Source organism: Pseudoalteromonas sp. DY56-GL79, assembly GCF_041414765.1.
In the GTDB taxonomy this organism is placed as follows: Bacteria; Pseudomonadota; Gammaproteobacteria; order Enterobacterales; family Alteromonadaceae; genus Pseudoalteromonas; species Pseudoalteromonas piscicida.
In genome coordinates, this window is sequence record NZ_JANHZS010000021.1 from 70,114 (window position 1) to 80,516 (window position 10,403).

Annotated in this window: 2 protein-coding genes; both read right to left on the reverse strand. The window is 46.7% G+C overall.

The genetic code is table 11. From position 1 onward, the window contains the following. Positions 1-11 precede the first annotated feature (11 nt). Positions 12-1,073: a TauD/TfdA family dioxygenase gene (locus NO992_RS15950; protein WP_371378865.1), complete on the reverse strand. Its 1,062-nt coding sequence runs from the start codon at positions 1,071-1,073 to the stop codon at positions 12-14. Positions 1,074-1,299: 226 nt separating this feature from the next. Continuing rightward, positions 1,300-10,380 (reverse strand): amino acid adenylation domain-containing protein, encoded by a 9,081-nt coding sequence (locus tag NO992_RS15955; protein WP_371378869.1) that lies wholly within the window; start codon positions 10,378-10,380, stop codon positions 1,300-1,302. Between the last annotated feature and the right edge of the window lie 23 nt (positions 10,381-10,403).

Sequence of the window (10,403 nt, forward strand, 5' to 3'; positions counted from 1 at the left end):
TACACTACCTTTTACTTTACGTTATTTGCGTGTTGTAACTCTTGTTGCGTATAGATGTCACCCATCGCAACAACGATTTTTCGTGGACCCTCGAATGGATCTCTTGCGTGTGCAGCAAGCATATTATCTAGCATCACGACATCTCCTTGCTGCCAGTCAAAGCGAACGGCACAGGTTTCGTATGCGGCACCAATAATCGCCATTTCTTCCTCACTAATCGCGCTTCCATCACCAAAGTAGACATGCCTAGGTAATCTTTGCTCACCTACCAGTTCAATAAGGCTTTCTTTAACCTCTGGCTCCAAACAGGCGATATGATGCAATTGAACTTGGTTAAAGAACGACCTTTCTTTCGTAAGCGGATGGACTATTACCCCATGGGTTTTAGTTTTGGTTTGTAAGCCATCGTTTTCTAACCAGCTGTATTCAATACCTGCTGCGCGGAGTCGCTCTTCCACCTCAATTTTGCTATCGGTCTTATAGAAGTGTTGCCAACTTACATCCACACTTTTGTGGAAATTGCGAAGATAGAGCAGGCCTTTTTCTTCAATTTTCTTAACCAACTCACTTGGCAACACAGATAACATGCGACGACAATCGACAATCGGGGTTGTACCGCCAACAGGTGAAGGTAGTTCACAAAAAAACCACTGTTTACGAGGCCACTGCTCTAAGTGAGAGCTCTCGTTGTGATAAAGGATCATTTTGTTTTCAGGGTAGGGAGTCGATTTATACGTCTTCTTGCCGCCCTCTTTTTTAGGCAGATCACCATAATTACCATAAAGCCCAGGTTGGATAGCACTGGCAAATTGCTCGAAGTCCTGCGGTGTTTTCAGGCCAAAACCACGAAAGACCAACCCTGCATATTTCAGCAAGTTAGTTTCTATAAAATCTCGATTTGCCTCAGCCCAAATGTACGGGTCTAAATCTTTACTGGTTGGTTGGATCACCGCAGGAAACCCTTCAGCTCCTGGGAAAAATGTCGTAGAAGTTGCAGCCTGAGTAGCGCTAGCTGCGGGTTTTACCCCTTTTTTAAGTGATGAAAATTTACCTTTTCGCACAGTGGACGTCATCGTTTTCTCCTGTCATAGACTCATACCAATCCGCGGTAATGAACTATCGGACCTCCAATAGAACATCGCCCTGCTACCTTGAGTTGGTCTGCTTAGCGATATGACGTAAGGCAAATTATTTTCTTTACTATAAAGTAGAAGATTTACTTGATTTGAATCAAAAATGAGGTGCATCTCGCACCTCATTTTTATACAGATAGTTAAACCAGTTATGATCTAGAGCTCGCTACTTCTTTAACTTTGCAAACTTCGTTGATTTAAACTTATTCTGACTCGCTTGTTTGGTAATTTGCGGTCTGAACGTCGCTAAGCTCAGTGCGGGCTGTTGCACTAGCTGTCCAAGCAACGCTAGCCATCTATCCAGTGCAACTTGCATTTTATCTCGCCGATATAGTCGGCTCTTGTAAAAACAACGACCTTGATAAGCGTCCTCCTGAGCATCAATAAAGATTGCAGAGTCAAACTTGCTCGATGTATCTGTAGAGGAGAGCCCTTCCATATTGAGCCCTTCAATTGGCCAATCCGGCTTTGGCGTATTTTGCATTACAAAAAGCTGTTGGAATAATGGCGACAACCCCGCAGTTCTTTGTACGCCTACCTCATTAATCACGCCGTCTAAGGTAAACAACTGATTGCTTTGTACATCGAGTAAGGTGTGTTGAACATGCGCACACAGCTCAGCAAAGCCCATAGCGCCAGTAAGGCGGATACGCAATGGAAGTACCCTAATAAAATATCCGATCAAAGGTTCTAGGTCGGCATGTTCTCGTCCCGACAGATCAGTGCCTAGCACTAAATCTTGCTGCCCAGTTATTTCATATAACCATGCAGCATAACTTGCCAGCAGTACACTAAAGACAGAACACTGCTGATGTTGCGCTAACTGCTCGATGGCTTGGCGCACCTCGGCCACGATGGTAAAGTCGATAACTTCACCTTTTGTATCACTATTTTCAGGACGCGGTGAATGCAGAGGGATCAGGGTTTGCATAGGTGCATCGGCCAATTGAGTTCGCCAATACTGAGCAACCTCGCGCGCCTCATCACTTGCCAAGCGCAGCTGCTGCCACTTAGCATAATCACTATATTGAACTTGTAGCGCAGGTAAAACGGCTTCGCGTTTCTCAACCTGTGCCAAATAAAACTCACCAACCTGCTGCACCAGGTTGCCCATCGACCACCCATCACTGACGATGTGATGCATGTTAATGGTTAACTGATAGTGTTTATCCGCAATTTCGACCAGCAACACTCGTAGTAAAACATCTTGTGCTAAATCAAACGGTGTACGCTCGAAGTGTTGACGCAACTCGGTCGCCTCTTGCGTATTTTGCTCTAAGCTATCAGTCAGTTCCACGAACTGCCAATTCAGTTCATTTTCCTCACTGTAAAGCGCAACCACATCTCCTTCTTGCTCAATAAAGCGATAACTGAACGTACGATGCCACGCCAGTAACTGAGTAAATGCTTGCTGCAGGCTTACCACGTCAAGCTCACCAAAGAGATTCACACTCGTAGTGATGTTATAAGCCGCTTTATCTTTTTCTTCACTTAATTTGTCCGTGATCCAGAGACTACGCTGCTCCGCCGATACGGGCACTTGCTGCTCGAAAGGCAGTGCTTGTAGTGCAATCGCTTCAGCTTCCCTACTCCCTTGGTGCTGCTCAGCGATATATTGTGCCAACGCAGTAAATTCACTGTGTTCAAAGATTTCCCTGACCCCTAGATTCAACCCAAATGTTTGATTGATTTGCGAGGTCAACCTCATAGCTAGAATAGAATCCCCACCCGCATGGAAAAACTGGCTATGGGATGATGCTTCAACGCCTAATAACGCCTGCCAAACCGCCGCCAGTTGCTTTTCGTGAGTGTTCATTGCATGGCTTTCAGTTTGGCTTGCTTGCCGTGAGGGCTGAGGTAACGCTTTTACATCTATTTTTCCGTTTATAGTCAACGGAAATTGGGCCAATGCAAACCAATGAGCCGGTTGCATATAATCAGGTAACCTCTGTTGAGCTTGTGTTTGCAGCGCATTGAGATCCAGATCTTCTCCTATCACATAAGCAACTAGCTGTGCCCCTTGCTGAGTTTCTTGCAGACGGACCAGTGCACTATTTACGCTAGGCATTGCCGTGATTTGCTTTTCGATTTCAGCCAATTCAATTCGATAACCGCGTACTTTAACTTGTTGATCCGCACGCCCGTGATAAACAAGTTCGCCTTGCTTGCCCCAACGCACCAGATCACCTGTACGATATAAACGCTCGCCTTTATCGCTAAATGGGTTTGCGATAAAGCGCTCTGCGGTTAAATCCGCTCTAGCAAAATAACCTTGTGCCAACGTACCTGCAATGTACAACTCACCAATTCCACCTTGCGGCGTAAGGTTAAGCTCTTCACTCAACACGTAGGCATGACGCTCGCCAACGACTGAACCAATCGGCACATAAACACTGTCGAGCAATGAAGTGTTATCGTCTTGCCAAATGGTTGGCGTGATCACTGTTTCTGTTGGCCCATAAGCATTGATAAATTGTGTGTTAGGTGCACGCTGACGCCATTGAAGTAGCTCTTGCACAGGCCAAGCCTCGCCACCCACAATGCACAAGCGAACCGCATCAAGATGCGGCAAGTGCTGTAAATAGGCGCGCGGTAAGTCAACGATATTGATCTGCTTGGCTGTGATGAGTTCGCTACACTGCTCTGGTAATAGCGTTTTACCATTCACCATAGTGAGTTGGGCACCCATTAACAACGGCACAAAAACCTGCTCAAGCCCTGCATCAAAGCCCAATGAAGCAAATGCTAAAGCATGATCGGCAGCCTTATATTGGTAAACATCGGCGATTGCCAAACAATGGCTCAATAGTGCAGCTCGTGTGACCGCAACCCCTTTTGGTTTGCCAGTAGAGCCTGAGGTAAACACCAGGTATGCCAATTGCTGTGGATGCTGTATAGATACTTCTCGCTTAGCGTGGCTCGCTAAGTTTATGATACTGCTGAGAGAAATTTGCTCAACAGCACAGTGCTCAAGCCCTTTCCCTTGATGTAGCACCAATCGCGGTTTACTCACTGCTAGGATATCATGCAGACGGGATTCTGGAGAGTCGGAATCAAGAGGGACGTATATTGCACCAAGCTGCCAAATGGCTAAGATACTCGCAAGCGTATCGAGACCTGTCCTCATCAATAATGCAACACGATCTTCACGGCGGATCCCTTGGCGTTGGAGACCATCGGCTATCTTTTCGCTATGTGACAAAAGAGCCTGATAACTTAGTGACTGGTCTTCAAAGTGGATCCGTGCACTATGCTGATGCATCTCAGCTTGCTGGTATAAGCATTCAATAATATCGACTTTTTGTGTTTCCTGCCTGCTTCGGGGATCACCAAGTTCAAGTAATGCCTTTTCCTGCTCCGCACTCAATGCGGTTATACTGCCAAGAGGCTGCATCACTCCTTGCGCCAACTGCGAAATAATAAGCACAAAACGCTCAAGTAAGTGCTTTGCCTCAACCTTATTTAATGCTGCGAGTTGGTAATGAAAAGCAATGTCGATGGTCTCTTGCTGTGAAATCGATACCGTCAGTGGGTAATCCGTCTCTTCGCGGCTAGCCACAAGCTCGAATTGCGTGGATTCCTTATCAGCTTGCTGAAGTGCCTCCGCTATCGGGTAGTTTTCAAAGACAACCAATGTATCAAATAATCCATTTGGGCAGTCCAATCCTCCTTCTCTTGCCCATTTTTGAACATCACTTAAGGGAGTGTATTCATGTTCACGTGCAGCTATGCTTTGGCGTTGTAGCTGCTGCAACCATTGTCCAACGGGCAATTCTGGTTCCAGCGTTACTATCGTCGGTAACGTATTGATAAACAAACCGAGCATGCTATCACTTTGGGGAAGCTGCGGTGGTCGCCCTGAGGTCACTGAGCCAAAACATACGGCATTGCGTCCGAGAGCGGTTTTCAATACCAATGACCAGGCGGCTTGGATCAACGTGTTTACCGTGATCTGCTGGTGACGACAAAAAGACAGGAGGGTTTCGGTCTGTGTGGAGTCAATTATCCAGCTTGTTTGACCAGCTTGGTTTTCTGCTACATGCGATTTTTCCGCTTGATTGAACAGCGTACAAGGCTCACTCAATAGTTGTAACTGCTGTTGCCAATAACGGCTATTCTGCACTTGGTCTTGTGCTTGTAAAAACGCAATATAACTGTCGTACTGACCAGTTACAGCTGTCAGCGCTTGTCCTTGATAGGCACTCAGTAGTTCGCCCATCATTCGAGAAGCACTCCAGCCGTCAGTGAATAAATGGTGATTGGTCCAAATAACTCTGTATTGCGTGGCATTGAGCCGAACGATAACCACACGGTTAAAGCCAATGTCTTTCTCTAAATTAAAGCCTGATGCCACTTGCTGCTTTGCCAGCTGACCGAGTTCAGCCTGTACATTTCGGTTTTTCATAGACCAGTCAAGTACCGTGATATCAGCCTGATGTGATGTAACAACATATTGATGTGGCGGCGTGACCTGAGTGAGCAAGCCCGTTCTTAACGCATTATGGCGATCTGTTACTCGTTGCCAAGCAGCGCTAAATGCGTCTATATCTAAACCGTTTACAGCGAACTGCATTTGATTTATGTAAGCACTATTGTCACTGTACAAAGCGTGGAAAAGCATGCCTTCTTGCATCGCTGAAAGAGGATAAACTTTGCTGATTTTCTCAGCATCTAACTGCCGTAATGTGTCGTCCGAGAGTTGCGCTAGTGGCACATCAGACCGACTTAGTTTTGCGGTTGCTGTTTCGCAGTGGCTTACCAACTCCTCCAAGCATTGCTGGAACAATCTCATAAAATCATTCACTGCGCCTGCGCTCAGTCGAGCCTCAACAAAACTTGCGCGGATCTGGAGTTGCCCTCCTAAGACCTGTGCTTGTATCGCCAGCTCACTCGTCACCTTTGCCAAGCCATTATGGCTTGCCCCTGTAGACTCAACGGCGGGTTGCCATATACCATCACTGGTAAAGTTATTGTCTAACTGGCCTAAATAGTTAAATTCTATATCCGCAATTTCTGGCAAGTGTGTAGGTGTGGCGGAATTGCCATACTTAAGTGCGCCATAGCCAATTCCTTTATTTGGGATCCTACGCAAAGCCTCTTTTGTGCCAGTGATCGTGTCGAGCCAGTTGCCGTGGCGCGATAGTTTCAGCGGGAACATAGCGGTAAACCAACCCACCGTACGACTCAAATCAATCTCTGATTGCCAAGGTTCTCGACCATGTCCTTCCAAATGGAGCACATATTCATCTTTTCCTAACCAGCGATACACCGCTTCGCTCAGCGCACTTAATAATAAGTCATTAACTTGGGTGCGATATGGCCGACTTGCTTGGGTCAGTAACTGTGTTGTGAGTTCGACAGAACATTGTTGTTCTGCGGTTGCTACTCTGGCTTCAACTGCACTTGCCTCCACATCCTGATAAGGGAAAGGTAAAGGAGATGCGGTTTGCATATGCCAAAAATTAGCTTCATCAGCAAACGCTTCACCATAGTGCTGTAGCGCTTCGGCCCACTTTTTCACACTGCTCGACTTGGCTGGTAGCTGCCAATCTGCAGAATTCAGCAACTGCTCATAGCCGGTTGCTAAATCATCCAACACAATGCGCCAAGACACGCCATCAATCACCAAGTGATGAACCACCAGCAAGACACGATAGCTGCCGTCGGCTACTGTCATCACTGCCGCACGCATCAAAGGCCCATCTTGAATATTCAAGCTTGCTTGTATTTCCTCTGCCAGCGCAGTGATCTGCTCACTCTCCACTTGATACATTATGAAAACCTGCGCCAGCATCGACTCGTGATAATCACCAAAAGATTGTTGCCAATAACCTTGACTGTCCTTGCTAAATGTCAGCCTTAGGGCGTCATGATGCTGAATGAGTCGACCTATCACTTGCTTGAGTACACGCCAATCTAACGCTTGCTCCAAGCGTAACATGACCGCTTGGTTGTAGTGATGTGGTGCATGCTCTCGCTGCTCAAAAAAGGCTTGCTGAATAGGCAAAAGTGGCGCCTGCCCTTTGACTTCTTCCTCGTCGCCCGGATTTGGCTCAGCTAACTGGACGGCAAGCGCCGCAATACCCGCTATGGTTTGCGCTGCAAACACATGTCCAGGTGATACTTCCCAGCCAGCTTGACGACACAAAGACACCATTTGTAGGCAAATTATCGAGTCGCCACCGAGGGCAAAAAAGTTATCATCTCGGCCTATTTGCTCCAGATTAAATAATTTGCACCAGATTGCAGCGATCGATTGTTCAGCCTCACCAACACAGACCGTGATTTGCGTTTGCTCTTGGTGCTTGGGTGCTGGTAAAGCTGAACGATCCACTTTGCCATTGGCGTTCAGCGGCAGACTATCCATTAGTGTAAATACTGCAGGAACCATGTATTCGGGTAGCGCCGCTCTGGTATCGGCTTGAATGTCTTGTGCCGTTCTATGTGAACAGAGATAAGCGAGTAACCTAGTTGTTCCTGCATGCTGCTGAGCAACAACAGCCACATCACTTACGCCTGCCATCGCACGCAATTTAAGCTCAACCTCTTCAATTTCGACCCGGAAACCACGGATTTTGACTTGGTTATCGACTCGACCAATAAACTCAAGTTGCGCGTGTTCGTTCCATCTCACCAAATCTCCAGTGCGATATAAACGCTTACCTGAGTCACTAAATGGGTCGGCCACAAAGCTTGCAGCAGTTTGGCCGGCTCGGCCAAAGTAACCCTGAGCCAGAATCTCGCCTCCAATATAGAGCTCACCCGCTTGCCCTTGTGGTACCAAGTTCTGCTCTGCATCTAGTACATAGAGTTTACGCTCTGCAATAGCAGTCCCAATCGGAACGGAGTCGATATGCGCAACATCGAGCTTAGTACAATCAAAGATTGCGGCCTCCACCACAATTTCGGTGGGTCCATAGGTATTGACCAATTTTACGTCTGCCAAGCCTGCTTGTCGCCAAGCGCTAATAGCTTGTTTTGACATGGCTTCGCCACCGGAATGCACCTGTCGTAACGCCGGTAAGCGCCAATTGTGCTTGGGCATTAAATAACACCAATCTTCAGCTACTTGGCGCCAATAAGCGGCACTTAAGTCCATAACACTGATGCGATGTTTGAGGGCCTGCTCAAATAATTGTTGTGCATCCCACAAGCTATCGTCTCGAATAACCAGTGCAGCGCCAACCACCAAGGTTGGAAAGACCTGCTCAACAAAGGCATCAAAGTTCGCCGTCGCAAACTGTAAAACCACATCTTGTTGCGAAAGATTGATAAAATCAGCTGCCGTAAATATATAACGGCTAAGCGCCCCATGTGCTACCGCTACCCCTTTCGCTTGACCCGTCGAGCCAGAAGTGTAGTTAAGATAAGCGATATGCTCAGGATGGACGTCAATAGTTAAGTCTTGTGCAAACCAATCAGAGGTATCCGAGCAAACTAATGCGTCTTCTGCTATCAAAGGAAGCGATGTTAAGTGCAATTGCTCGCCCAATACCAAAACACAGCCGCTATCTTCTATCATGTGAGTTAGCTTATCTTCGGGCAGCTTAGCGTCCAGTGGTAAATAGGTCACTCCAGACTTAAAACACGCGAGCAAGCTTGCCACCAAATAAGGCGACCTTGGCAATGCAATACCCACGACTTCCCCAGCCTTTACACCAACAGTTTGAAGTTGCGAAGCAATATAGTTGGCATGTGCTTCTAACCATTGATAATCAAAGTGATGATCTTGAAAAATCATTGCGGTATTTGTTGGCGTGGCAAGAGCCTGTTGACGAATCAAGGTGTGCGTTAACTTCTCAACGTGAGCCAAGGTTTTACCCTTATTCGCGTTACTTTCAGGCAAATACGGGCGCTGGTTTTCGTAGGCCACATCAATCCAATTACCAATGGTCTCATTTTCATGTCCCAAAGCTAAGGTAAGCAGTAAACAGAACTCTCGTTGTAGTGTCTGTATATATTGGAGATCAAACTGTGCGAGATCGTACTCAATTTCACACGCTATATTGGCCTCGCTAGTTTGCACCGATAGTGCAATGGCAAACTTGCTCTGGGTACTGCCACCCGCGACAGGTTCTAGCGAGAAATCAGCGAAGTTGAGTTGTCCTTGTAACTGCGGTTGGCAATCAAACCCCACTTGAAAAAAACTACCTTGATACTGCTCAGTGCGATGTTCTGGTAACACCGACAACACATATTCAAACGGTACATCACTGTATTGCGTGCAAGTAAGTGCATGTCCTTGTATTCGTTTCACAATATCAATAAAAGATCGGGCTGCATGGGCCTCACAGCGATAGGCTTGCGTGGTAATAAAGCAGCCTACGATGTCTTGCACTTGCTCTTGCGAGCGACCCGCGTTGGGGACTCCAACAACAAATTGATCATTCCCATGGTGGCGAGATAACAATAACTGCCATACCGCCAGCAAGGATGCAAACGGCGTGACCTGATTTCGTTTACAAAAATCATTAAGCTCCACACTTAACGGCGCATTGAACATAAATTGTTGACGCGCGCCTGCTGAGCTTAACTTATTAGACGTGACACGCTGCTGGTGTAATCGCACTGGTTGTCGCGGGGCATTTAAATAATGCAGCCAAAAACCGACAGCAGGATGCGCGTCGGACAATTCACTGCGCTGCCAATGTGCAAAATCAAGATAGCGTAGTGCAGGCTTAGACAGGGAAAGTCCCTGATAGGCGCGTTTTAAATCGGCCAAAATCAGGTTATTAGACCAACCATCAGAAACTAAGTGATGATAACTTAATGCAAGAATTTGCAACTGATCGGCGCAACTGATGAGTTGAGCTTTGAGTTGCGGCACTTGTGTTAAATCGTTAGCTGTCATTAACCAAGTGTTTAATTCTTCGCTCGCCAGGTAGCTAGCTCTACATTTATCACTATGAACTTGCTCTAACGAAAAAACAGCACTGTCCAGCTCAACTTGTGTTGGCTCATTACCATTTGCGATAAATTGCGTTCTAAATACACTATGATTGGCAATCACAGCTTGTAGAGCCAACTCTAACCTGACTGCATCGACTTGACCATGGACTTCAAAGACGACAGGCATGAGATAGCTTGTATTCGACTCATCTAATGCTTGCAGCGTCCAAAGCTGTTGCTGTAAATATGATAAGGGTGCGGTATGACCGGATAGATGAGGGATCCCTTCGCTGGCATCTTGCTCTAACAGTAAACTCAATATATCGCTATCAATATCCGCTAAAAAATCATCTTGCATATTTACACCATGCCTATCTTCAA

Coding starts and splice junctions, on each gene's coding strand:
- NO992_RS15950 (WP_371378865.1), bottom strand. CDS start 1,073: ATGACGTCCACTGTGCGAAAAGGTAAATTTTCATCACTTAAAAAAGGG.
- NO992_RS15955 (WP_371378869.1), bottom strand. CDS start 10,380: ATGCAAGATGATTTTTTAGCGGATATTGATAGCGATATATTGAGTTTA.